The organism is Pedobacter cryoconitis, from assembly GCF_014200595.1.
GTDB lineage: Bacteria > Bacteroidota > Bacteroidia > Sphingobacteriales > Sphingobacteriaceae > Pedobacter > Pedobacter cryoconitis_C.
The window spans coordinates 2,939,672-2,964,652 of sequence record NZ_JACHCG010000001.1; the positions used below are offsets into that span (position 1 = coordinate 2,939,672).

Genomic DNA, 24,981 nt, shown 5'->3' on the forward strand with positions numbered 1-24,981 from the left:
GGGACTTTTGGCCCTATCATCAAGCGTTAATCCTTTCTAAATTGTGATGAAAAGACTTATTATGAATTCACCGCTGGTATCCTGTATTATGCCCACCGCAAACAGAGAAAAGTTCATTCCTTTTGCTGTTGCATATTTTTTAAATCAGTCTTATAGAAATAAGGAGCTGATCATTGTAGATGATGGAAAGGAGTCTGTATCACATTTAATACCCAAACATCCAAGTATCAGGTATTATTATACTGATCCGATTGGAAGTATAGGATTAAAACGTAATTATGCTTGCGAACTTGCCAGGGGCGAAATTATTATGCACCTGGATGATGATGACTGGTACGCGCATGATTGGCTTAGACAGCAGGTCAATTTTCTTCTGGCTTCTGAGGCAGATATGTGCGGAATACAGCATATCCATTATTATTCGGTTATTATGGATAAGATTTATACTGTGACAAGACAGTATGAGGGAGTTCCCAATCCGATGAACTGGGTTGCGGGTGGAACGTTAGCTTACTGGAAATCATCCTGGGAAAAACATCCGTTTAAAGATTTACAGACAGGTGAAGATGATGATTTCATTCAGAATAATGGAGGTAAACTGTTTATACACGATTATAATGATGGTTTTGTCGCCTTGTTACATCCAAATAATACTGTAGTCAGAAGTTTTGAAAATCCTAAACATAAAACGTTAAAATCATGAAAATCAAGTTATCACATCCGCTAATTTCCTGTATTTGTATTACGCAGAACAGGCCGTCGTTATTACTTAAAGCAATTGTTAGTTTTGATACACAAAGTTATCCTAATCGCGAATTAGTGATCTCCTATCCTAAATGGGATAAGGAAACTAAACAACTGATAGAAAGCATACTGGAAGTTGCAGATCTGAGAATTGTATGTATAGAGCGGGAAGGAAATGAATCATTAGGTGCTGCAAGGAATCATGCCATTGCAAATTGTAATGGTGATTTTATTTGTTTGTGGGATGATGATGATTGGTATCATACAAAAAGGTTAGCACATCAGTATAATACAATGAGGGTAAATGGGCAACTCCGTGAAGCTAGTATACTAACTAAGGTTATGCTATTTGATGTCACCACACAAAAGGGGTACCTCTCGTTCCCTTACCTTTGGTGTGGAAGCCTGCTATGCAAAAAAAATCATATTTTACAACATCCATTTACAAATAGTGATGTGGCTGAGGATGCACAAATTGTTAAATATCTGGAATCGAGAAAACTCTTACATTACATTCCTGACAGTGCATTTCTTTATCTTTATGTTTATCATGGCACCAATGCACTTAGTTATTTCCATTTTTCTTATTACTTAAAGAAAAGTGATGCACTAGATTCGGAAAGCACTGATTGGATCCGCAGTCTTCTGGATATCAAAGTGGAGGTTTTACCCTCCTGATTCTGACCATGCCAGCTTTATCATTTTAACCTTGCTGCCCAGATAGGATAAGGCTGGCCTTCCCTGATGAAATCCAGAAAATAGGTTTCATCAGGAATAACTTCAGATTGATAAGTTTTACGCAGCACACTGAATATACTTTGGTCATGGCGATGATCTATGAATTCTTTGTGTTGAACATTTTCATCTTTATCATCAGTAAATAGTGAGGGATTCTCGAATAAAGTAGCGTACCATTTGTTAACAAGCATAGTAGTATGCGCGCATTTTCTTAAAAAAAGTACTCCTCCTACTAACTGATTAGAATGAATTATAGTTTCGGAGGCTCCAAAATAGTCGAAGACTTCTCGCTTAGTATATTCTATTTCCTTATGAGGCAACTCAAAACTTAGACATCCGGTTTCTGATTGATTTAACAACTCAATATATTCTTTAAACCGCTTTTCACCTTTGATATTAATCATACAGCCGGCATCGCAATAAATCAGGATATCATTATCCCCTAATATTTCTAACACTCGTTGAACAAAATAAGGTTTCCAGATCCAGAACCCTCCCCCCCTTCGGTAACTTAAAGCATCTTGAAAACGAGTCCTAAAAGCCGTTTCAATATCTTCATCACTAAAGACCGTCACTTCATCAAAAAAAGACGATGCTAAGGCTGTTTTTTTAAAAAAATCCCTTTGAGCGGCATATTTAGAGTCTCCGTAACTGATTAAATGTATTTTCATATAATTCTATTTTCAACAAGTTACAAAAAATAGAAAATCATGTATAGCTGTGATAGTTTTGGGGACTTTTGACCCTATCCTTGCTGCTTAAACCTAACTAAATTAGATCTATATAAATTAAAACATATGATTAAACAGCCATTGATATCTTGCATTATGCCTACGGCAAACAGGCAAAAGTATGTACCTCTTGCCTTAAAAAATTTTTTAAATCAGGATTATATTAATTCAGAGCTGGTCATTATTGACGATGGTAAAGAATCTATAGCTCCTTTACTACCAAAAGATTCCCGCATCCGGTATTTTTACACTGAGCCTTTAGGAACAATTGGAGCAAAGAGGAATTATGCATGTGAGCGGGCTAATGGAGAGATTATCATGCATTGGGATGATGATGATTTTTATGCTCCGGACTGGATTAGTAAACAATATGATTATTTGACAACATCCGGAGCTGATATATGCGGGGTTGAACATATTCATTTTTTTTCTCCGGTTACTGATACTTTATGGCTCGGAACAGCCTTGAACAGAAATAATCCATCAAATCCAAGTCAGTGGTTAAGTGGTGCAACTTTAGCGTATAGAAAATCTTTCTGGGAGACTAACCGATTTCAAGATAGGCAAACTGGGGAAGATGATAATTTCATCTCTAAACCAGGCGCGGTAGTTTTTGCACATGATTATATTGATGGATTTGTTGCTGTCTTACATCCACGTAATACTACTGTTAAGTATTTTGAAAATCCTAAACATAAAGCCAAAAAGATTGGGTTATAATAAAACCCAATCTTGTCCTGTTCTGTATTTCCATTTTTTATCGAAATAGATAGATTCTTTTTCTGTAAGTTCATCTTGCCTTTCTTCTGTCTGGTTGTTTAACGTCTTGTTTTCCAAATGATCCACGAAAGATGAGGTAATCAACATGTGGTTTAACTTCAATGCCCAAAGGGTATTGGAGTAATCATTGTCTGCGCACCAGAATTTATAATTCCGATCTGGTTTTCCTGTTAGCCGTAATATATCACGCTTGAGAAAAAGACACCATCCTGCAACTTCATTTCTGATACGATACCCTAATTTAGGGCCGTCATTCTTTAAAAATCCCATTTTTGGATGATGTAAAGTACAAAATGGAGAGGCACTGGAAAGATCTATAAACTGATCAAAAGTTTTAAGGATCTCTGTTGCCCATTGGGGATAAAAAATCAGATCGTTATTGCATAAACAGATATAGGGAGCCGATGTCATATCAATTCCAATGTTCATGTAGCGATTGTAATTAAATTCCTGATCCGGATAAATAGTTCGGGTTTGCTCATATTGAAAGGGTTTCATTGATTTTTCCGACTCAACTACGATGACATTAAATTCTATTTCCTCAGGATCTTCAGACCTCATCAATGAATTAACACAGTTAACCGTAACTGTTTTTAATTCATCTGTCTGTGCATAACTTAAAATAATGACATCAATTTTCACTTTTTCTTTCATTGTTTAAATCTATTTCAGACAAGTTACAAAGAAATCAAAATGCCCTATAATTGATTATTCTTTTGGGACTTTTGACCCTATTACAGCCATGCTGATTCATGTAATTTTAGCCTAAACATTAAAAAATTCATTATGGCAAGATCATGGTATGCATTTATACCGGGCGGCGACCCGACTGACACCGAGAGATATTGGAAAGCGACAGTTAAACATACTTGTTTATGTGGCGATCGGATTTGCGCAATTTATGCAACAGGCGAGGGTACTAACCCTGATGTGCCTTTATCTGCAAATATGTTAAAATATATTAATAAGGCACTTTTAACTGGTCAAATACAGCCAGAAACTCCTATAAAAAGTAAAAAATACGTTTACCTGAAGCATTATTAAATTTTGATTTAAATATTTTCTTATGAATCAACCCTATCCCCTGATCTCTTGTTTATGTGTTACAAGCAATAGATCCGAACAACTAGAAAAGGCTATTATTTGTTTTGCAACACAAAATTATCCAAATAAAGAGTTAGTAATCTCTTACCCAAAGAACGACCTGAATAGTAAACAAGTAGTTGAAAGGATGAAAAAAGATAATACAATCAGGATCATGTTGGTAGAACGTGCTGTAGATGAATCTTTAGGAAACGCGAGAAACCATTTGATTGCTAAATGCTCAGGAGATTACGTTTGCATGTGGGATGATGATGATTGGTATCATCCCAGCAGGCTGACATATCAGTTCAACAGCATGCAGATTGTCGGACAACGCTATCAGGCTAGTGTCCTGCACCGAATTTTGCTTTATGATACGACTACTAAAAAAGCTTATTACTCTTTTCCATATACCTGGGATGGTACAATATTGTGCAGAAAGGAAATATTGTTACAGAATCAATATGCAAATGCCAATCGTGGAGAAGATACGCATGTAATTACATTTTTATCCGGCAGAAAGCTTCTATACCGAATTGAGGACGCTCCATTTTTATATGTATATATCTATCATGGAGCAAATACATGGAATTATAAACATTTCGAAAATTTCATGGATAAGAGTGAGTTGTTAGATGAAGAACTAACAAATAGCATCGTTAAAATGATAAATAGTTAAAAAATCAAGCTTAATCTTTAAATAATAATTTTATGATAAATCCACCTCTTGTATCCTGTATTATGCCCACGGCAAACAGACAAAAATTTATACCTTTTGCCATTGATTACTTTTTAAAACAAGATTACCCTAATGCGGAACTTGTGATTATAGATGATGGAATTAATTCAAGTGCTTCGATAATACCCAATCATCCAAAAATTAAGTATTTCTATACTGAACCTTTAGGAACCATCGGGGTTAAACGTAATTATGCTTGTGAAAAAGCCTCAGGAGAGATTATTATGCATTGGGATGATGATGATTATTATGCGCCCGACTGGATTACCAGGATAACAGATGCATTATTAACCTCAGGAGCTGATATAGCAGGTCTGAATAGAGTTGTTTTCTATTCACCCTCTGTAGATCAACGCTGGTTATATGAAGATACTGAAGAAGATAAGCCATGGCTTTGTGGTGCTACAATGACTTATAGAAAATCTTTTTGGAAGCAACATCCTTTTATTGACTTGCAGGTGGGCGAAGATTATGATTTTGTGTGGAACTCCGGAGCTAAAATTTTTGCATTGGAATATCTGAATGGCTTTGTTGCTATTTTACATGCGCATAATACAAGTATCAAACCTGTTGAAAACCCCAAGCATAAAAAACACGCAATTGGCTGGAATGAACCTAATAAAGAAACTGAATCTTGAGCACTCCCTATGTATCCTGTATTATGCCAACCGCCAACCGACCTAATTTTGCAGCCTTGGCAGCTGAACATTTCTTAAACCAGGATTTTAGAAATGCAGAATTGATTGTCATAGATGATGGAAAAAAATCAATAAGGTCTCTGTTACCTGATCATAAGCGCATTAAATACTTCTATACTGATCCTCTAGGCAGTATCGGGATTAAAAGAAATTATGCTTGCGAGAAAGCACAAGGGGAAATTATTATGCATTGGGACGATGATGACTGGTATGCGTCTGACTGGATAAACAAATCAGTTAATTTTTTAACGGAGTCTAAGGCAGATATATCCGGGTTGAGCCAAATTATATTTTTCTCTCCAAGAGCTGGTAAATTCTGGAGATATGATGGAAACCTTCTGGAACATCCATGGTTGGCAGGAGCAACTATGACCTACAGGAAATCATTTTGGCTCGATCATCCGTTTAAAGATTTACAAATTGGAGAAGATTATGATTATTCATGGAATACTGGTGCTAAACTTCATGCACATAATTATTCCGATGGATTTATTGCTACACTACATAATTCAAATACCACTTTAAAGCCTTTTGAAGACCCAAGACATAAAAGACAATATGCCAGCAATTGGATGGATGTTCGTTTTGAGGGGAAAACCGAAAACCCTAAACAGAGTAGGTATTATCATTAAAAATTAATTCTATGCCCTGGTATCAATTTATTAACAATGAACTGGACATTTGTGATCCAGATAGCTATGTTGTATTAGACAAAGCACCGGAAACAGTAGACGGCCCTTATTTAAATGCCATTTTTGCAGATGAGATTCCCGAAGATCCTGAGCGCAGACCTGATATTGAAGGGACTCCTGGATTACTAATCTATATTATTCGCGCACTGGCTAAAAGTAAAGGCCAGCCCGCATCTAATTTCCCCCCTGTCCCTTTAGAGGTAAGAATGTCTGCTGTGCCAGCCGGAGGGACTTCAAAATAAAATTCACTTGAAAACCGTGACTCAATTACTATCATTTAAACCCTCATAGCAGAGGGTTTTTTTTGACATAAAAAAATGAGGGCAATAATAGTTGGGGACTCCTGACCCTAGCAAAGCGGAACAGGTCTTCGTAAATTAGTACTATGAAATCATTAACAAAATGAAAGGTCTTATCATCCGGATAAATAAGGCAAGTATGAATCAAATTCAGAAAAAAACTTTCAACTGTCTGCAGCAGTAAAGACCCTGATTCAATACGTTTCATACAACTCAATTTTATAATGGTTAACTAAAGGGGAAGCCGAAAATCCTAAAAAGAGTAGGCATTAATTATTTTTTTGATCTTTTTAAAAGAAAAAAGAGTCATGTATTATGGCAAGAGTATGGTATTCATATGACGATATCGGTAGCCCATTTTCAATTGGCAGTTATAATCGTTCAACTTTTAAGCCTGCTTGTATTAACGGCTCCAAAATTTGTGCCATTTATGCATACAGTCGCGGTCTAGGTCATTCAGTATTATCTAATAACCTAAGGACATAAATCGCAGACGTTATGTTAACAACAGTAGCACAACCAGACTTTTTCTCAGCTAACAGGAAATGTGTTTACGGTAAATTTTAATAAAATTATCATTAAAAATAATTAATTACCACAATAGTAAAAACAAGGGAAAGCCGAAAACCTCAAATAGAGTAGGCATTAAAATAAAGTTTTTGATCTCTTTTTGATGGACAAAAGAATCATTTATTATGGCTAGATCATGGTATTCTTACAATGGGGTTGGTGACCCAATATTAATTTCAAGTTATAACCTGGCAACTCTTAAACCTGCCTGTATTAATGGTACCAGAATTTGTGCTATTTATGCGTACAACGGTGGACCAAGCCCTACAGTACTTTCAACTAACTTAAGACTATACATCGCCAACGTTCAGTTATCGACAGTAGCACAACCTGACTCGTCATCAGCCACTAAGAAATATGTTTACGGTAAAGCTTAAGCATTAGTTCTTTTTTGACATGGGGAAGCCGAAAACCTTAAATAGAGTAGGCATTAAAATAAAGTTTTTTGATCTCTTTTTGATGCATAAAAGAATCATTTATTATGGCTAGATCATGGTATTCTTACAATGGGGTTGGTGACCCAATATTAATTTCAAGTTATAACCTGGCAACTCTTAAACCTGCCTGTATTAATGGTACCAGAATTTGTGCTATTTATGCGTACAACGGTGGACCAAGCCCTACAGTACTTTCAACTAACTTAAGAGCGTACATCGCAAATGTTCAGTTATCGACAGTGGCACAACCTGACTCGTCATCAGCCACTAAGAAATATGTTTACGGTAAAGCTTAAGCATTAGTTCTTTTTTGACATGGGGAAGCCGAAAACCTTAAATAGAGTAGGCATTAAAATAAAGTTTTTGATCTCTTTTTGATGCATAAAAGAATCATTTATTATGGCTAGATCATGGTATTCTTACAATGGGGTTGGTGACCCAATATTAATTTCAAGTTATAACCTGGCAACTCTTAAACCTTCCTGTATTAATGGTAGCAGAATTTGTGCTATTTATGCTTACAACGGTGGCCCAAGCCCTACAGTACTTTCAACTAACTTAAGAGCGTACATCGCAAACGTTCAGTTATCGACAGTGGCACAACCTGACTCGTCATCAGCTACTAAGAAATATGTTTACGGTAAAGCTTAAGCATTAGTTCTTTTTTGACATGGGGAAGCCGAAAACCTTAAATAGAGTAGGCATTAAAATAAAGTTTTTGATCTCTTTTTGATGGACAAAAGAATCATTTATTATGGCTAGATCATGGTATTCTTACAATGGGGTTGGTGACCCAATATTAATTTCAAGTTATAACCTGGCAACTCTTAAACCTGCGTGTATAAACGGGTCTGGTATTTGTGCTATTTATGCATACAACGGTGGACCAAGCCCTACAGTACTTTCAACTCGCTTAAGAGCGTACATCGCAAACCTTCAGATCACAACAGTAGCGCAACCTGACTCAACATCAGCTACTAAGAAATATGTTTACGGTAAAGCTATTTAGACGCTACTTGACTTTTAATAATTCAAGGAACCCAGGTTGGGTCCCTTGAATTATTAAACTTATTAAAACTTACTCACCAACTTGTGCAGATGGGAATTTATATCACAAATGTTTTAGTGAAACAATTGGCACAACTTACCAGCAGGGTTATGAAATATGTTATCATTAAAACTGTTAATATAATTATCATATTAATTTGGGAGAAGCCGAAATCCCATAAAAGAGTAGGCATTGGAAAATAAAGTTTTTTGATCTCTTTTTGATAAACAAAAGAATCATTTATTATGGCAAGAACATGGTATTCTTACAATGGAGTCGGTGACCCATTATTAATTTCCAGTTATAACCTGATAGCTACTAAACCTGCTTGTATTAATGGTTCCAAAATTTGTGCAATTTATGCATACAACGGTGGCTCAAGCCCTACAGTATTTTCAACTCGCTTAAGAGCGTACATCGCAAACCTTCAGGTCACAATAGTAGCCCAACCCGACTCATCAATTAGTAACAAAAAATATGTTTATGGCAGGGCTTGTTAATTTGGGAGAAGCCGAAATCCCTAAAAAGTAGGCATTAAAATAAAGTTTTTGATCTCTTTTTGATGGACAAAAGAATCATTTATTATGGCAAGAGCATGGTATTCTTACAATGGAGTTGGTGACCCTCTAACACTCTCAAGTTATAACTTATCACCTATTAAACCTGCTTGTATAAATGGTACTAGAATTTGTGCTATTTATGCATACAATGGTGGGCCAAGCCCTGTAGTACTTTCAACTAACTTAAGACTATACATAGCAACTCTTCAGGCGACATCTGTAGCCCAACCCGACTCATCAATTAGTAACAAAAAATATGTTTATGGCAAAAGTTGTTAATTTGGGAGAAGCCGAAATTCCTAAAAAGCAGGCATTAAAATAAAGTTTTTGATCTCTTTTTGATTGACAAAAGAATCAGTTATTATGGCAAGATCATGGTATGGATATTTAGGTGGTGACCCGCTTTTAGTTTCTAGTTATTCTTTGATAAGTAATACACCTACTTGTTTAAATGGGTGTAATATTTGTGCTATTTTCGCACTTAATGGCGGTCCAAGCCCTTCGGTTTTATCTGGACGTTTAAGAATTTATACTGTGGATGCTATAGTGACACAAGTCGCACAACTTCCTATGCATACGATATATGTGCGGGCTAAGCCAGGTTGTTAATTAGGGGAAAGCCAAAACCCTGAAAAGAGTAGGCATAAAATAAAGTTTTTGATCTCTTTTTGATAGATAAAAGAATCATTTATTATGGCAAGAGCATGGTATGCATATTTAAGTGGTAACCCACTTTTAATTTCTAGTTATACTTTAATAAGTTATACACCTACTTGTTTAAACGGATGTAATATCTGTGCTATTTTCGCACTTAATGGTGGAGCAAGCCCTTCGGTTTTATCTACACGTTTAAGAGCTTATATTGCAGATGCTATAGTAACGCAAGTCGCACAGCCTCCTATGCATACGATATATGTTCGGGTTAAGCCAGGTTGTTAATTAGGGAAGCCGAAAACCTTGAAAAGAGTAGGCAAAAATAAAGTTTTTGATATCTTTTTGATAGATAAAAGAATCAATCATTATGGCGAGAGCATGGTATGTTTACAATGGAACGGGTGATCCTCTTTTAATTAGCAGTTATATTTTATCACCGAGAAAACCTCCTTGTTTAAATGGATGCAAAATCTGTGCTATTTATGCATATAATGGAGGACCAAGCCCTTCAGTATTATCAGGTAATATAAGAAACTACATATTAAGCCTGATGTTATCAACTATAGCACAACCAGATACACCTGTAGGTGCCAAAATTTACATCTATGGTAAGAGTTGTTAAATTTATTTATTAAAATGAGGTGGTATAAAAAAGAATCTATGATAACAATCAATAATATATGTAATTGATTATCCTGTTAAAAAGCATAAAAAAACAGGACAATCAATTATACTAATTATAATTCAAAAGTCTAAAAGCTTTGTAAGCGTTTATTATGCCACCGGAGATACACTTGTCTTTTAACGCCTCTGCTTTAACGACAGATTTCATAATTATTACTTTTACCTGTGCAGCAGTTAATTCAGGATTATACCCTCTGATTACAGCCGCTAACCCAGTAACAACTGGTGCAGCCATACTTGTTCCAGTATCATCCAGATATGTTGAACGAGGTGTAGTAGAAGTAATCTCTATGCCTGGAGCATAAACGTCGACACTGTTTTTGCCATAATTAGAAAAATCACCCACCAATTTTTCATCATTTTTCCAACCTGAAGCCCCAACTTCGATCCATGAAGCAGAGATATCCTGACCTGCCGAAGTTTTGCGATCGGGATAAATGTCCATCTGATCAAGGTTCTGCCCCTCATTACCAGAAGCATGAATAATCAGGACATCTTTACTCAATGCGTATTTTATAGCCTCATCAACTGTAGCAGCCGGCTTAGCCCAAGGTTGGCCAAAACTCATGTTGATCACTTTTGCACCATTATCGGTAGCATAACGAATAGCGGCAGCAACGGCTTTAGCCTTCTCTTCAGAATTATCAATTTCTGTCTGATCAATATACTCTCTCACTGGATCCAGTCCTGGCACTGCCTTGATGACCATGATTTTAGCACAATCAGCAACACCTTTAATACCAATATTATTATTTCTGTCTGCAGCAATAATACCAGCAATGTGAGTACCATGATAAGCAGATGGCCCTCCTGTTATTGGATCATAATCATGCTTATCATAATAAGCAAGTTGCATATTATAGTAATTAATTGCTCTTTCAAGATTAATTTTTTTATAAATCAAAAATTCCGAATGAATTTTCAAACCAGAAACCAGAAGTGTCTGCATTTTGAGCTCTGCAGCACTATTGGGAATATAATTTTTAAAATCATCAATGGTTACAGATGGTTTTCCGATTTTTTGTAAAATCTGATTTAATAATTTTTGATCTGACAGCACAACTTTCAATTTACTTTTTATTGAAACTACTTCTGCTTTTTCGTCTTCTTTTACCGTAGTATTATAAAAATTATAGCCATGTACATCATCAATAAACCCATTTTTGTCATCATCTTTACCATTTGCAGGAATTTCATTGGGACTTGTCCAGATTACTGATTTAAGATCTTCATGATTGATATCTACCCCTCCATCAATTACCGCAACAATAACAGAAGTTACTTTTTTGCCTTTCAAAAGTTCTTTATAAGCCTTTTCCATACTGATTCCAAATACACTATCACTTTCAAGATCCAGGTTTTGCCAGTTATCTTTAACTTTTTCTCCACTTTGGGCAAATACTAAATTCACCGAAAATAAAAATATTATCGTAAATAGTTTTCTTAAATAGCTAATTATATTTTTGTTTGCCATCTCTATTTTCTAATTTTCAACAATTCCAATTCAAAAATCATTGTACTATTTTTTGGAAATTTCCCTGAATTAGAACTTGCTCCATAAGCGAGATCAGCTGGCACATAAATTATCCATTTAGATCCAACCGGCATTAACTGCAAAGCTTCTGTCCATCCTTTTATTACATTGCTTATATTATCAATAACATATGGAATACCTTTTTCTAAAGAACTGTCAAAAATCTTCCCATTAACCAGCATAGCTGTGTAATTCACAGAGACCTTGTCTGTTAAAGTGGGTTTTACCCCATTACCCTGACGAATAATTTTATACTGCAGCCCCGAAGGTAAGGTAACTACACCTGCTTTCTTCTTATTAGCAGAAAGAAAAAGATCATTTTCTTCATTCGAAGGATCTTTCAGCCCTTTTTTAGCCACTCTCCTATCTTTTGCCTCATCAATCTTTTTACCGTTAACCAACATGTCTCTATTAACTTCAGTGAATACAAACTTGTCTACCACTCTATCTTCTTCCTTTAATGCTAACCCATAAGGTTGTAATGCTTTGTTTATCCCAACAATATCAGTCCATGAAGAAAAATTCAAATCCAGATCCACCTTTTCAATATAAGACGTTTCGTCAAAAACATAGGGGTTACCTGCTTCTTCATTCATCTTTTTAGTTAATGTACTTACTGGTGAATCACGAAGCTGGTGCATTGATCCATGGGTAATTAAACGATTATCATATTCGTCCGTTAAACTATGTTTACTTTTTAATGGTATACTTTTATCCGTTCTTAAAAGAACTAAAACTTTCTCTTTTCTTTTCTCCCAACGGGCGTGTAAACCAAGTAAACGATCCAAATCAGCTATGGTAGCCTTGCTGATATCAGCATCTGTCTGCCCAGTATCAATGTTTAACGACTCAAAACAAATACCATTTGTTTTGAGCCATCCTTGTGAAGCACCAGAACCTTCAACAAAAATATACCTGGATTTATCCTCAACCTCCCACACGATTTGGTTTGGCTGAATTAAAAAAGATGGTCTTACCAAATCTCCAAAATTAATCGCACGACTCCAGTTAATCAGATAAGCATTGTAAATCGGGTGATTCACAAAAAATGCCCTCACCGTCCTTTTTCGGGAGTCTCTTACAATACCTGATGCACCAAACCCTTCGGAATTCGCCCCTTCTTTGTAATCACTAATTGCCGAATATTTTACAAATGTCGATACAGTATCTATTTGATTTGGATTCATAGCAAATAGGGGTTGCTTTTTACCATCAAAAATATAGAAATCATTTTTTACCGGCCAATCATTTTGCTGCCCGCTTAACACCATTTTAATATTGTTGGAATCAACATAATCTGAGGAAGTAATCCCTACCACTTTTCCATTATATACCCAAACTTCATGAGGAATAGTTCTATGCCGAAAATAAGCAGCAAATATATTATCTTCTACTACAGATGAAAGGGATGTTTTTTTGGTGTTTATGTTATTTTTCCAGAAAGTAAGTACATTAGCTTCCTTCTCATAAGTTACAGGCAAGATTTTGATTTTCTGACCAAATTGTTTTTGCAACGAGTCCATTTTAGGGAGCGCCAATACGCAACCTGCACAACCCGTTGCCCAAAAATCAATAATTAATAATTTATTTTTATAATTCGCGGTTCGATCTATCTTTTTATTGGTATTAATAATTTTACCTATTACAAAATCTGGTAATGAATCTCCTATAGATAAATTTGGTAAATTGGCTAATTTTTGATCTGGTACTACAGAGTTCTGCTGTGCATTAGCCCCAAAAATCGTTAAAAAAGGCATTAGAATTAATATATTGATCAATCTCATTAGTTATTTTTTTTGATAACAAACATTTCTATTTCACGCATTCCCTCAATTAAATCTAAATCATAGCGATGCAGCTCTTTACGTAAAGCAGGCATATCACTCCAAGAATGAAGCTTAAGATCTAAATCTACAGGCCCCGTATAACCAGTTTCATCTATCATAGGAGGTAGTCCAGCACGTGAAAGGGGATCTTCCAGCCTATTGATAGGGATATTATTGAAATATCCCTTCAGATCATATTTTTCTTCACCTTTTCCTGCAGATTTAATTTTATCAATAGTTGAAGTACGTATCAATATAAGGGCTCTGACCAAACGCTTTTCCATACTCGATTTTACTCCAAAAGAATCGAAGAGATATTTCTCTAAAGCCTTAACATCTTTGAGAGAACCAAGAGGAAGAGCAAGTTCATAGCAATATGCATTTTTCCTCATCCAGCTTTCTTTATCCCCATATTTGGGGTCATAGATATATTTCGACGGGTCATCTACTTCCAGGTAGATATTATTACGTTTAACCAATCCATGAGTAAGTATATCAGTAATAGATAGATTATACATAGTTATTAATTGGATTCCTGCTACTGAATCATTTTCTGATCTGAAATTCAAGCCAAATGATCCTGCGATTGGCTTGACACCTTCCCGATATCCTGTCACGACAGAAAACCGGAGAAATCTATTTTTATTATTCAGCTGTTCCTTCTGTAACTTAAATACAGGTTTTAAGTAATCAAAATCAAAAAGAGGTTTCCTGTATTGAAAGGAAGTGGTATCAGTTTGTCCAGCCACCCTTAAGGAAACAAAAACTAAAAAGAAGACAACATAATATCTTAAATTCATTATTTAATTCAAGTTAAAATTATAAGAAATACGTACACCTGCAGAAGAATAAGATCTCGAAGATGACGCGACATAAACTGTCTCATATTTAAACAACACATCAAAATGTTTCGAAGTATGAAAGCCAATACCAGGAACATAAGTGAAATATTTTTCACCGCTTCCACCACCGTTACCATCACCTTCATCTCTCCCTCCATAGAATGACATTCCGGCTTGCCCCGAAACATAAATTTTGGATGTAAAATCATATTTCAAACCACCGAGAAGTGGGATGAAGGGAACTCCCTTCCCCCCACGTTTAGCTATAAAATTCAGATAACCAGCGCTAGCCGTAATAGCTGTCTTTTTTAAAATTGGGTATTCGGCTTGTAAGGATGCCCCAGCAACTAAAGATGAGTAATTTGATACATATCCGGTAGGTACTCCTACATCTGCACCAAAACTATAAGTGACTCTTTTCTTAATTTTTTCTTTATCTTGATTCTGTTGCGCTTTAGTAGTTAACATCGAAACCGCAGCAATAATAATTGTTAAAACTATTTTTTTCATTTGACTAAGCTTTATGGAATAAATTATGGTAATTGAATTTCATTTAATTAGCGGGGGTTACCCCACGATTGCGGATTATTCCAGCTATTACTTGGCTTATTTGAAATATTCACAGTTTCAATTTTACGGATCTTATTATATTCTGAAAAATAAACATTGCCTGTTGCATCTGCCACTACAGCAGACGGAAGGCTGGCCTGAGAACTAGCCACTGATCCGTTGACACTCCCTTTTACCCCATTACCCGCTATAGTAGATACATAACTATCCGGAGTGATTTTTCGAATGCGGTTATTACCATAATCAGCTAAATATAGATTACCAGATGCTGCATCATAACTTAGAGCAGCTGGTGTACAAATTTCTGCGGCAGGCCCAAACCCATCATTGAATGTAATGTTACCATTAAAAACCTGTTGCCCGTCTCCTACCCAGGTACTAGCGTTTCCATTTGGAGTGATTTTCCATATATAATTTCTTATTTGATCTGCAACATAGACGTTCCCTGATAAATCTACTGCTAATCCAGTTAGTGCAGGGCCAAACACTGCCGAACTTGCCGGTCCATTGTATCTATTAGGTTGGTAATTAACTGTTCTGGGAGTTCCGGCATAGGTACTCACTATTCCATCTGCACTAATTTTTCGAACGACATTATTATTATTATCTGCAACAAATAGATTACCGGATTTATCGATAGCTAAACCAGATGGATTAGCGAATTGTGCAGTAGCAACCGGCCCATCGATTAATCCATTTTGCCCAGAACCTGCATAGGTAGAAACGATTCCTGCCGGCGTAATTTTTCTTATTACAGAATTAGCATAATCCGATGCATATAAATTACCAGAGGCGTCTATTGTAAGCCCTTCAAGAAGACCAAATTTTGCTGTCGTACCTGCTCCATCAACATAACCACCATCACCTGTACCTGCAAAAGTAGTCACTTCTCCTGCTGGAGTTATTTTACGAATACGATTATTAAACTCATCCGTAAGATATATATTTCCAGAAGCATCCATTACCATATTATTAGGGTTCTGAAATAAAACTTTTTCACCTGTTCCATCCAAAAATCCGCCAGACGTGCCTCCAGCGCCCACAAAAGGAACTACTTGTACATAATTTTGGGCTTTCACTTCTTCAGATGCCACTTTTTTACATCCGCTTGCTGCTAAAATCACCAGTAAACTTACACCGGGCAATTGAAGCCATCTCATCATTTGTTTCATGTTAGGGGTTATTTTGATTATTATAAGTTAAATGCAAATCTTAGCGTGGATTCTGTGAAATACCAGCATTCGTAATAACTTCATCCGGGATTAATAAAACATATCTTAAATCATTTGGAGCCAATTCATAGGAACCAATACCTGGGAGTATTCTTTTTAGCGGCATTGAAAAATTAGGATCCATATTCAAACGGCGTAGATCAGTCCAGCGTTGTGCACGCATCACTAACTCTTTTCTACGCTCTTTCAATACTTTCCTCAGTGCATCCTGAGCATCAACGGCAGTCATATTGACATAAGTGTTGGTTTTCCACCTTGTTATGAGTAGCGTATTTAAGTCTGTCATTGCTTCATTTGGCTTATTTGTCCTGGCATAACATTCTGCACGAGTTAAATAAAGCTCATCCACAGCTAAACCATTAAAAAAATTAGAACTTAAAAATGCCCCTTCGTAACTTCCCGTAAAGCGATAAGTAGGTCCAATTCCAATTAACTTAAAAAAAAGAGTACCTCTCAAATCATTCGGATCATATGATGCTACTAAGTTTGAGTCGATTCTGGCTGTATTAATATTCGGTACTAAAGTATTTCCTCCACTTATAATTGAATGAAAAACAACTTCTTTGTTAAATCTTGGACTAAAAGGGGTATTAGAAGAAGCTGGAATCGTATTATAATCCATCAATTGATTATCAAGCTGTAATGCAGAGGTTGCTGAACTTAGAGCATCTGTATAATTTTCCATAGACAAATAAGTGCGTGCCAGCATCGCGTATGCTGCTGCTTTATTTGGCCGGGTGGCAATGCTTGAAGTGGACGGTAAAAGATTAACTGCATCCTTTAGATCCTGAATTATTCTGTCATAGGTCTGTTTGACAGTACCTCGCACAGATACTTCAACTATATCAGTAGTCATTCTCAAAGGAATCCCCATATCCTGGTCAGCACTTGCTGCAGAATAAGGTTTCGCATATAATTGAGCAACATTCCAAAAAGCATATGCCCTGAAAAATAGAGCCGCTCCTTTTAAATTATTTAAGGTGCCTGGATCTGTTGAACCTCCTTGTAATTTTTGAACAGTTTCTAAAACCAGATTTGACTGAAAGACTACTTGATAGGGATTCTGCCATTGAGCTCCTGCTTTGGCCCGCCTGGCACCAGCCGACCATATATATAAATCACGATCTTCAGAATTAACAAGACTAGTATAACTAGAAGATGGTAAATAATAATCATCCGCAGAAAGCTCTCCATCACTTGGATATCCTGTATTCATCAATCCATAATTATCCAACAGCAATTGACAATCTTCAGCCGTTTCAGCAAAGCGCTGTGATGTAGTTGGTGGTACATCAAGATATTTTTTACAGGAACCCAGCATTAAACTGAACACAATGATCAATAACAAAAATTTATAGATTTTCATTTTTTTAATTTTAAAAATTAGCACTCAGACCAAGACTATAAGTTCTAGGTATTGGATAATCATAAATATCCGGATCAAGACCTAACTTATTCGCTCTCCAGATTACACCTAAGTTGGAAACATTGGCATAAATTCTTGGATTTTTAATTACCCAATTCTTCTTATTTATTGTGTAGGATAGATTAATTTCCTGTAACCTGATGTGATCACCTTTCAGGATATTGATATCTGATAATTGATAAAATCCGTCTCTTGCCTGACTAATCGGAAAGGTAAGTGAAGGCACATTTGTATTTTTTTCATCACCAGGTTTTTGCCACCGGTTCGTATATTCAGCTCCTTGTAATCTATTATCACTATATAATAAGCTATACTGAACTATATCTGAAATTGGTCTTCTAAACCAGTAGCCCAGTTTATATTGCAAGTTGGCTGAAAGGGAAAAATTCCCATAACTGAATGTATTTCGAAAAGATCCATAATAAACAGGAACTAATGAGCCAAAATAATGCAGACTACTAGTTGGTAGTGCTTTAATGGCGTTAAATGCATCAGAGCCAGCAGAAGTATTATCTATAGTTACTATATTTCCATTTAAATATCCTCGGGGGTCACCAGTTTGAGGATCCAGCCCAGCCCACTTATAAGCAAATGCACGGGATAGATCAGCTCCTTCTGTAACAGCGAAAGGGTTAGACATTATATCACCGGCATTATAATTTATTGGAGAATATAACTTAGTAACCTTTACCTTATTATAACTAAACAAAAAATTACTGTTCCAACGGAATTTTCCAGATTCAATATTCAAAGAATTCAAAGTAAAATCTACTCCATGGCCGTACAAATTTCCTGAATTTGTAGTCAATTCGCTAAAGCCAGTACTTGGATCTATAGAATTGCTTGTTAAGAGATCTTTAGTTCTTTTTTGATAGTACTCAACATTTCCAGATAAACGCCCGCCCTTTATACTAAAATCCAAACCCAAATTTATTATGCCGGTTTTTTCTGGTCTGAAATTAGAATTAGAAGCGTTAAATGCGTTTGCAAAGGCAAGAAAATTGCCATCAAAAACCTGACTAGCTGGCGTATATTGTAAAACCGGCAAACCTGATGCCGCAGGATTTACATTTCCATTATATCCAAAAGTAGCCCGTAATTTAAGCAAAGGGATCAGGGAGAAATTATAGAATTTCTCATTATTTATATTCCAGGCAGCACCTACAGAATAAAAGGGAGTTCCACCATTATTTCCCAAAGAACTAAATACATTAGACAAATCCCTGCGAAAACTTGCAGAAAGAGTATATCTATTATCATAAGTATAGGCTGCATTAGTGAAATAACTGATTGTTCTGCCTCTATCCTCTTGTAAATTGAATGGTGGAGCAGGAAGCTTACTGGTTCCAGCTCCAGTAAAAGGATTGCCAAACAATAGTAAATAAGAGTAATCATAATTCAGGTTTCTCGATACAGACAGATTTGTAGGATCATAGCCCAAATAACCGTCACTTTTTAAAAGGCTATAACTCTTAAAAACATCAATTCCCGCAATTGCTGAAATATTATGTTTTTCGTTCCACGTTTTATTGAAGTTTAATTGCCCCCTTAAAGTCTGATTATTAGATTTTGTAGTAGTTTCAGTATATTGTCCTCCTAATGGCAGATGCCTTACATATGGATCTATTGGTAAAAAAGTATATAAATCGTAAGCATTCAACGGCGTAGTCAACAAGTTAATTTGATCGCGCATATACCATGAGTCCTGAGTCTCCAGATCATTAGCTTCACCATATCCTACATTATAGTTATAAGTTAGATTGGCTGAGAATCCAGGAAGTATTTGATAAGTTGCTCCAAAATTGATATTTATATTTTGTAATTTACTTTTGTTATATCCATCATTAATATCTTTTAAGGGTCTATATTGATAGTCCAATAAATGATCTCCATAAGTTGAGGATAATAGATTAAGAAATTGCGGAGTATAGGCTCTACTGACAACCAACGGATTACCATTATCATCAGCTAACTTAGTATATGGATAAATTGAGCCACCTGCTGAATTAACTCCCCCTGAAAAGGAATCATATCCTGACTGAGCGCTCGTATTGGTCTGACTATAAACAACATTTGCATTCAATTCCAATTTGGATAAAGGTTTCACTGAAACTGCATAGTTTAATCCTTCACGATTTAAACCAGATTTCACCGTATTGTTTAAAGTTTTATCATAATTGGCAGAAAAACGTTGTGATATTTTTTCACTTCCACCCGAAACTGCTAATGAATAAGATTGTCTGGCAGAATTTCGGAAAAAATACTTACTAAGGTCATTGCGCACATCATTGCCCCGCAGTGCATCCAGTTGAGCATTTGCTTGTGCAGCTGTAATTTGTCCTCTTCTCTCCTGATTTGCAATATCAGCGACAGGAGAAACTGCTGTTTGAGCAGCATTAACCTGAGGATCTGGCATATAAGTAGATTGATCATTAGGATTATAAGGGCCGGGATAATCGCGATTATATTTAGCGACTTGTGCATCAATATAATCAGATACACTCATCGTCTTTTTATAGAAAAGATTAGGTTTTTCCGTTATATTTAAATTCGCATTAAATGAAATTTGCAGCGGATTTTGATAGCTTCCTTTCTTGGTCTTTACTACAATAACTCCATTAGCAGCTCTTGATCCCCAAATGGAAGCCGCTGCAGCATCCTTTAAAATAGTAACACTTTCTACGTCATTTGGATTTACCTGATCAATAGAATAAGGACTGGCAATACCATCAATCACAACTAAAACTCTACCGCTATTATTGTCTGATCCTGCAAGAGCCCCAGTTAGCGTGTTTTTCCCACGAATGGTTAAGTTCGTTAATGGAGATCTGAAAGTTGCAAAGGTACTACTTGCTGAATTAGTTGGATTCAGGTCATTTCTAAAATCCATACTAGTTGTAATACCTTCCAAACGTTTGAGCAGGTTCGGGTCAGTGCTATGCTGTAACTGCTCTTTACTAATTACTTCAAAAACACCTGTTGCCCGTTCTTTAGGAATGTCCTGATAACCGTTACTGGCAATCTTAACTTCACCTAATTCAATACTAGCCTGCGGATTCATTTTCACAGTAATTATTTCTCCCGGGTTTGCACCAACTAAAGAAACTTCCTTTGTAATATATCCTAAATAAGAGATGATAAGGACACTTTTTGTAGTACCATATCTTTCAAAATATCCGCTTTCAGTAGAAATAGAACTTTTATGACCTCCTTTAAGATGTATACTAGCACCAGGTAAAGGTTTACCATGTTCGTCCAGAACCCTGCCTTTAAATACAATCGAGTCCTGAACCAATGTTTTTACAGGATAAATAACAGCCAGCTGCTGTTTAATCACAACACTGTTATCTTCAATTGCAAAAGTTACATTTTGGCCAGCAAGGCACTGAGTCATGACTTCTTTTAAGTCAGTTTTATTGAAATTCGCACTAATTATTCTGTTTTCATTTAGCTTTTCAGACTGCCACAGTACATCGTACCCGGTTTGTCTTTTGATTTCTTTAAAAAGCTGTGTGATTTTTATTTTGTTTTGGTTCAGGGTTATTTTCTGTCCATATGTAGCGCCAGACACTTGCATCATACCCACAAAAAACAAAATAATCATCAGTCGCATTACTAATAAAAATTTATTCAGGCTACCCATCAGGCACCCCGAAAGTTTAGTATAATAATTCATACCTTTATCTGCTTGGTTTTTTTTTGCAAAGAGAAATATCTTCCAGGGTAACCTCTCTGCATTAGTAATAGGTTGCTTAAATCTTATTATAAACCAAATAGTTAGGGGTGTTTCCGCACCCCTGACTTATTTGATTTTCATTTGAGTAGCGTTTCATTGCATAACTATAATCCTCCTCCCCACTATCTTAAAGTGAATTGACTCCGTTAATTCCAGCTTTCTCAATACTTTTGAAACATCGCTGTATTTTGACAGTGTTCCACTAAACAACAGCTTGTCCAATTTCTCTCCCTGCGGATTTTCGATTTCTACATCATACCATCTCGACACCTTTCTTAAAATACTTGCAATTCCTTCTTTCTCGAACATGAAATATCCATTTTTCCAGGCGACAGCTTCATCAGGATCGATGTTCTTCACTTTAATACCCGTCTTGTTAATATCATCACTATTGATGAGCGATTGTTGTCCGGGTTTGATAATTTTATAGGTATTTGTAAAAGGACTGATTACTTTAACACTTCCTTCGAGTAAAGTAGTACTGACAACAGGCTCGTTAGTATAAGCATTGATATTAAAGTGTGTGCCTAACACTTCTACAACCTGTTTGCTTGAAGAAACTAAAAAAGGTTTACCTGCATTTTTAGCAACTTCAAAGTAGGCTTCTCCAACCAATTCAACCTTACGATCACCCCGGCCAAAAGTAGAAGGATAGCGTAAAGAAGATGCTGCATTAAGCCATACCTTTGTTCCATCAGATAGAATCAATTGAAACTGTCCACCTTTAGGAGTTTCTATGGTATTATATGCGATTTCTTTAGCCATTGAAGAAACAGACTGATAAACTAACTGGCTATCTCTGTTTTTAGTAATAACAGCACCCGATTGATTAGCAACTTCTCCATTTTTAACATCAGTTAACGATATCTTCGATCCATTGGCCAAAGTCAAAACAGCTTTATTTCCACCAGGTGTAATTTTACTGGTCAATTGCGAAATAACAGGCTTAACCTGATTTCTCTGGTATATATAAAGACTCATTGGAATCACGAAAGCAGCTGCCGCAGCCATGTATAAGTATTTCGAAAATGAACGTGCAGTCTCCATCTTACCAGAGGAAATTCTAGTTTTTTTTTCGATTTCATTATTAATCTTCCAAAGCATACGGTCATGGATACTTTGTATCTCTTCGCTATCCATAGATTCGAAAATATCTTCCGAATCTAAGAAGAGATCAAAATATTGTTCAACAAATAGTAATTGCGTTTCGTCAGCAGTACCTTCTAAATATGCTTTAACTGCTTTTAAAAATTCGTCTTTAACTTTTTTTGAGTTCATTTAATTGGTATCCTTTATTATAACAGTATATAAAAACGGAGCAATCTCCCATGCCAGTTGAAAATATTTTTTTAATAGGCACAAGAAATTCTTTAAAAAGCGTTTTTTGGGACATTTGTCCCTCCGGATCTCTTGTATTCTTGCTTAAATTGTAAAAAAACCTGAATATGAATTTACCACTCGTTTCTTGCATCATGCCGACAGCAAACAGACAACATTTCATCCCTTACGCTATCGATTTTTTTCTGCATCAGGATTATCCAAATGTAGAGCTGGTTATTGTTGATGATAGTGAAGAGTCAATCGCTTCATTAATTCCTGATTATCCTTCCATTCGTTATATATACAATAATTCATTAGGAACCAGCCTTGGTAAGGTCAGAAATATCGCCTGTGAGAACGCTTTTGGAGAAATTATTGTTCATTGGGATGACGATGACTGGTATGCCCCTGATTGGGTAAGCCAACAAGTTAACACCTTGATTAATTCTGATGCAGACATTACCGGGTTATTTGATATTAATTTTTTTTCTGCCACTACAAATAAAAGGTGGATCTACAGAGATACCGAAAAAGGGAAACCATGGGTTTATGGTGGAACCTTAGCTTATTGGAAATCTTTTTGGCGCAAACAGCCCTTTCGTATCTTACAAGCCGGAGAAGACAATGATTTTATCTGGAATTCCACTGAAACCAAAATACACCCACATAACTACACTGATGGGTACATCGGTGTTATACACAAAAGTAATTCTGGCATCATGATGTATGAAGATCCCCGAAAAAAAATAAGTGTAGAAAAATGGATAAAAAAAATAGATGCTCCGGAAAAATGCGAAAAACACTCTATCCTTTCTATCAGTTCAGATCTACCACTTGTAAGCTGTATCATGCCAACAGCCAATCGTAAAGAATTTATTCCCGATGCAATAGCTAATTTTTTAAAACAAGATTATATGAATGCCGAGCTGGTTATTATTGACGATGGTAAAGAATCTGTAGCTAATTTAATTCCCGAAAATCCGCGCATCAGGTATTTCTACTTCGAGCCGCTCGGAAAAATAGGAATAAAACGTAATATGGCTTGTGAAATAGCCAATGGAGAATTAATTACCCACTGGGATGATGACGACTGGTATGCGCAAGACTGGATATCTCACCAGGTACAAGCACTCCTGAATTCTGATGCCGACATTTGCGGTATTAACCAGGTACAATTTTTCGCACCCACGCTTAACCGTTACTGGATGACAAAAAATAGTAATTCCAGGTTCCCATGGTTAACAGGTGCAAGCCTGATTTACAGGAAATCATTCTGGGAGCAACACCCTTTTAAAGACCTCCAAATTGGAGAAGATGATGATTACGTCCGTAATTCAGGAGCAAAAGTTTTTGCGCATGACTATTTCCAAGGCTTCATTGCCAGGTTACATCTAAACAATACAAGTATCAAGTTTTTCGAAGAAGAAGAAGAACAACAGAAAGCTAACTAACCCCTAAACGCTACATCAGATATAAAAATACCATTATCCTGTTCAAAAAAACCCTTAAATCCGAAAAAGCATGAAGTAACTGATTTTGTACCGTTTTCTGAGAAATATTTAACAGGTCACTAATTTCTTTGGTAGAACGGTCATCCATATACTTCATCCTGAAAATTTCTGCCCGTTTTACAGGTTGCATGGCCAGCCATACCGCAATACACCATTTAAGTTCTTTCTCTTTAAATAAAGAATCTGCCTGAAGTGAAGATAAGAGCAGGTGGTCAAGCGGCACTTCAAAATGAGGTGTCGCCTGGCCTTTTTTATAAAGCATATATACCTGATAACGAACAGCCCCGATAAGATAAGCATAGATATTCTCAATGCTCTTCTTTTCCTTTTTCATCCAGAGGTCACTAAAAACATCCTGCACAACCTCTTCCACCAGCTCCATATTCCGCAACCGTTTAAAGGTTTCGTTGTAAAGTTTTTTCCAGTACCTTTAATAAATCTCTTCGAATGCAGCCCTGTCCCCTTCTTTCAAATAGGCAGTTAATTCTTCGTCAGAATAAGCATGATAAACCAATTGTGCAGATCTC

Annotated in this window: 23 protein-coding genes and 1 pseudogene; 13 read left to right on the forward strand and 11 right to left on the reverse strand. The window is 36.1% G+C overall.

All coding sequences use genetic code 11. The annotated features are described in order from the left end of the window. Positions 1 to 46: 46 nt before the first annotated feature. Positions 47 to 703 carry a glycosyltransferase family 2 protein gene (locus HDE70_RS12485; RefSeq protein ID WP_183890455.1) on the forward strand — a complete coding sequence of 219 codons (657 nt, stop codon included), beginning with the start codon at positions 47 to 49 and terminating at the stop codon, positions 701 to 703. After that, positions 700 to 1,422: a glycosyltransferase family 2 protein gene (locus tag HDE70_RS12490; protein ID WP_183890457.1), complete on the forward strand. Its 723-nt coding sequence runs from the start codon at positions 700 to 702 to the stop codon at positions 1,420 to 1,422. Before HDE70_RS12485 ends, HDE70_RS12490 begins: the two co-directional genes overlap by 4 nt. A 20-nt stretch (positions 1,423 to 1,442) precedes the next feature. Here HDE70_RS12490 and HDE70_RS12495 read toward each other — a convergent pair whose 3' ends face one another. After that, entirely contained in the window at positions 1,443 to 2,153 is a 711-nt protein-coding gene (locus HDE70_RS12495; RefSeq protein WP_183890459.1) for a hypothetical protein, read from the reverse strand. A gap of 126 nt (positions 2,154 to 2,279) precedes the next feature. Between HDE70_RS12495 and HDE70_RS12500 the strand changes: the two genes are divergently transcribed. After that, a complete protein-coding gene (locus HDE70_RS12500; protein ID WP_183890461.1) occupies positions 2,280 to 2,933 on the forward strand; it encodes a glycosyltransferase family 2 protein in 654 nt (217 codons plus the stop codon). On the opposite strand, the gene HDE70_RS12505 is transcribed toward HDE70_RS12500, so the two are convergent. Beyond that, positions 2,928 to 3,647: a glycosyltransferase family 2 protein gene (locus tag HDE70_RS12505; RefSeq protein ID WP_183890463.1), complete on the reverse strand. Its 720-nt coding sequence runs from the start codon at positions 3,645 to 3,647 to the stop codon at positions 2,928 to 2,930. The genes HDE70_RS12500 and HDE70_RS12505 overlap by 6 nt on opposite strands. Before the next feature lie 132 nt (positions 3,648 to 3,779). Here HDE70_RS12505 and HDE70_RS12510 point away from each other — a divergent pair, with 132 nt between their 5' ends. The 9 genes from HDE70_RS12510 to HDE70_RS12550 all read left to right on the forward strand — a co-directional run bounded on the left by HDE70_RS12510 (position 3,780) and on the right by HDE70_RS12550 (position 8,520). Then, entirely contained in the window at positions 3,780 to 4,037 is a 258-nt protein-coding gene (locus HDE70_RS12510) for a hypothetical protein (protein WP_183890465.1), read from the forward strand. Between the two features lie 22 nt (positions 4,038 to 4,059). Next, complete coding sequence (locus tag HDE70_RS12515; RefSeq protein ID WP_183890468.1) at positions 4,060 to 4,755, forward strand: glycosyltransferase family 2 protein; 696 nt, start codon at positions 4,060 to 4,062, stop codon at positions 4,753 to 4,755. 32 nt (positions 4,756 to 4,787) lie between these two features. Further along, a complete protein-coding gene (locus HDE70_RS12520) occupies positions 4,788 to 5,453 on the forward strand; it encodes a glycosyltransferase family 2 protein (protein ID WP_183890470.1) in 666 nt (221 codons plus the stop codon). Positions 5,454 to 5,476: 23 nt separating this feature from the next. Then, complete coding sequence (locus HDE70_RS12525) at positions 5,477 to 6,145, forward strand: glycosyltransferase family 2 protein (protein WP_260160548.1); 669 nt, start codon at positions 5,477 to 5,479, stop codon at positions 6,143 to 6,145. Between the two features lie 11 nt (positions 6,146 to 6,156). After that, positions 6,157 to 6,447: a hypothetical protein gene (locus tag HDE70_RS12530; protein ID WP_183890474.1), complete on the forward strand. Its 291-nt coding sequence runs from the start codon at positions 6,157 to 6,159 to the stop codon at positions 6,445 to 6,447. A 752-nt stretch (positions 6,448 to 7,199) separates the two neighbouring features. Then, entirely contained in the window at positions 7,200 to 7,451 is a 252-nt protein-coding gene (locus HDE70_RS12535) for a hypothetical protein (RefSeq protein WP_183890476.1), read from the forward strand. Positions 7,452 to 7,555: 104 nt separating this feature from the next. Then, positions 7,556 to 7,807: a hypothetical protein gene (locus tag HDE70_RS12540; protein ID WP_183890478.1), complete on the forward strand. Its 252-nt coding sequence runs from the start codon at positions 7,556 to 7,558 to the stop codon at positions 7,805 to 7,807. Positions 7,808 to 7,910: 103 nt separating this feature from the next. Continuing rightward, positions 7,911 to 8,162 carry a hypothetical protein gene (locus HDE70_RS12545; protein ID WP_183890480.1) on the forward strand — a complete coding sequence of 84 codons (252 nt, stop codon included), beginning with the start codon at positions 7,911 to 7,913 and terminating at the stop codon, positions 8,160 to 8,162. A gap of 103 nt (positions 8,163 to 8,265) precedes the next feature. Then, positions 8,266 to 8,520, forward strand: coding sequence for a hypothetical protein (locus HDE70_RS12550; RefSeq protein ID WP_183890482.1), 255 nt, complete (start codon positions 8,266 to 8,268; stop codon positions 8,518 to 8,520). Positions 8,521 to 10,506: 1,986 nt separating this feature from the next. Here the strand turns inward: HDE70_RS12550 and HDE70_RS12555 are convergent. From HDE70_RS12555 to HDE70_RS12590, 8 genes are all read right to left on the reverse strand, one after another. Further along, positions 10,507 to 11,868 (reverse strand): S8 family serine peptidase, encoded by a 1,362-nt coding sequence (locus HDE70_RS12555; protein ID WP_317617406.1) that lies wholly within the window; start codon positions 11,866 to 11,868, stop codon positions 10,507 to 10,509. Positions 11,869 to 11,933: 65 nt separating this feature from the next. After that, the gene (locus HDE70_RS27145; protein WP_221302044.1) at positions 11,934 to 13,775 is read right to left on the reverse strand and encodes an FKBP-type peptidyl-prolyl cis-trans isomerase; all 1,842 of its coding nucleotides are present in this window, start codon (positions 13,773 to 13,775) and stop codon (positions 11,934 to 11,936) included. Then, entirely contained in the window at positions 13,775 to 14,617 is an 843-nt protein-coding gene (locus HDE70_RS12565; protein ID WP_183890486.1) for a hypothetical protein, read from the reverse strand. The genes HDE70_RS27145 and HDE70_RS12565 overlap by 1 nt, the downstream gene beginning before the upstream one ends. 3 nt (positions 14,618 to 14,620) lie before the next feature. Then, positions 14,621 to 15,169 carry a hypothetical protein gene (locus HDE70_RS12570; RefSeq protein ID WP_183890488.1) on the reverse strand — a complete coding sequence of 183 codons (549 nt, stop codon included), beginning with the start codon at positions 15,167 to 15,169 and terminating at the stop codon, positions 14,621 to 14,623. Positions 15,170 to 15,216: 47 nt separating this feature from the next. After that, the gene (locus HDE70_RS12575; RefSeq protein ID WP_183890490.1) at positions 15,217 to 16,392 is read right to left on the reverse strand and encodes an NHL repeat-containing protein; all 1,176 of its coding nucleotides are present in this window, start codon (positions 16,390 to 16,392) and stop codon (positions 15,217 to 15,219) included. A gap of 49 nt (positions 16,393 to 16,441) precedes the next feature. After that, positions 16,442 to 17,827, reverse strand: coding sequence for a RagB/SusD family nutrient uptake outer membrane protein (locus HDE70_RS12580; RefSeq protein ID WP_183890492.1), 1,386 nt, complete (start codon positions 17,825 to 17,827; stop codon positions 16,442 to 16,444). A 10-nt stretch (positions 17,828 to 17,837) separates the two neighbouring features. Beyond that, on the reverse strand, positions 17,838 to 21,563 hold the full coding sequence (locus HDE70_RS12585) for a SusC/RagA family TonB-linked outer membrane protein (protein ID WP_183890494.1): 3,726 nt from the start codon (positions 21,561 to 21,563) through the stop codon (positions 17,838 to 17,840). Positions 21,564 to 21,716: 153 nt separating this feature from the next. Next, entirely contained in the window at positions 21,717 to 22,901 is a 1,185-nt protein-coding gene (locus tag HDE70_RS12590) for a FecR family protein (RefSeq protein ID WP_183890496.1), read from the reverse strand. 167 nt (positions 22,902 to 23,068) lie between these two features. On the opposite strand from HDE70_RS12590, the gene HDE70_RS12595 reads away from it, so the two are divergent. Next, positions 23,069 to 24,394, forward strand: coding sequence for a glycosyltransferase family 2 protein (locus tag HDE70_RS12595; protein WP_183890498.1), 1,326 nt, complete (start codon positions 23,069 to 23,071; stop codon positions 24,392 to 24,394). Positions 24,395 to 24,404: 10 nt separating this feature from the next. Here the strand turns inward: HDE70_RS12595 and HDE70_RS12600 are convergent. After that, positions 24,405 to 24,872: pseudogene (locus tag HDE70_RS12600) on the reverse strand (RNA polymerase sigma factor); the annotation flags it as partial. Positions 24,873 to 24,981: the final 109 nt, after the last annotated feature.